At 71.4% G+C, this 748-nt stretch carries 1 protein-coding gene; it reads right to left on the reverse strand.

From position 1 onward, the window contains the following. A partial coding sequence (locus tag FVE25_RS53675) for an FAD-binding oxidoreductase (RefSeq protein WP_157255264.1) occupies window positions 1-748 on the reverse strand: 748 nt, incomplete at both ends.

Consider the following 748-nt stretch of genomic DNA (forward strand, 5'->3'; position numbering starts at 1 on the left):
GGTCGTCGCCGGTGAAGGAGACGAACAGCAGCGCGCCCGGATCGCCCTGCAGGAGGTCCCCCAGCCCGGCATACTCGATCTTGCCGCGGGACAACTCCAGAATGGTTTTGTCCATCAGCTCCACCTGCGCCGGCTCACACGCCAGCGCGTCGGTGGTGGCCGCGATCGCAGCCGGGGTATCGGCGAAATGCCCGACCGCGTACACGGTGTGGCGGGGCTTGGGCACCAGATCGACCAGCGCCCGGGTGACCACCACCAGCGTGCCCTCCGCGCCGACCACGAACCTGGCCAGATCGAAATCACGCCCGGCCGCGGCCTCGCCGGCCAGCCGGTCCAGCCGGTAGCCGCACGCCCGCCGCCAAAACGGCGGAAACCCGGTCGCGATCGCCTCCGCGTTCTCGGCCACCAGCCCGGGCAGCTCCCGATACAGGGCGCCTTCCAGCGTGGGCAGGGCCGCCCGCCGGGCCCGTTCGGCCTCGCTGACGGGCTCCAGCCGGGCCGTACTGCCATCGGCCAGCACCACATCCAAGGCGCGCACGTGATCGATCGTCATGCCGTAGGTCAGCGACCCGCTGCCGGCGGAGTTGTTGCCGATCATCCCGCCGATGGTGGCCCGGTTGCTGGTAGAGGTGTCCGGCCCGAACATCAGCCCGTGCCCGGCCGCGGCCCGGTTCAGCTGATCCTGCACCACCCCCGCCTCCACCAGCGCCGTGCGCGCGTGCGGGTCGAGCTCCAGGATGCGGTTCAT

It is taken from the genome of Nonomuraea typhae, assembly GCF_009760925.1.
Lineage (GTDB): Bacteria > Actinomycetota > Actinomycetes > Streptosporangiales > Streptosporangiaceae > Nonomuraea > Nonomuraea typhae.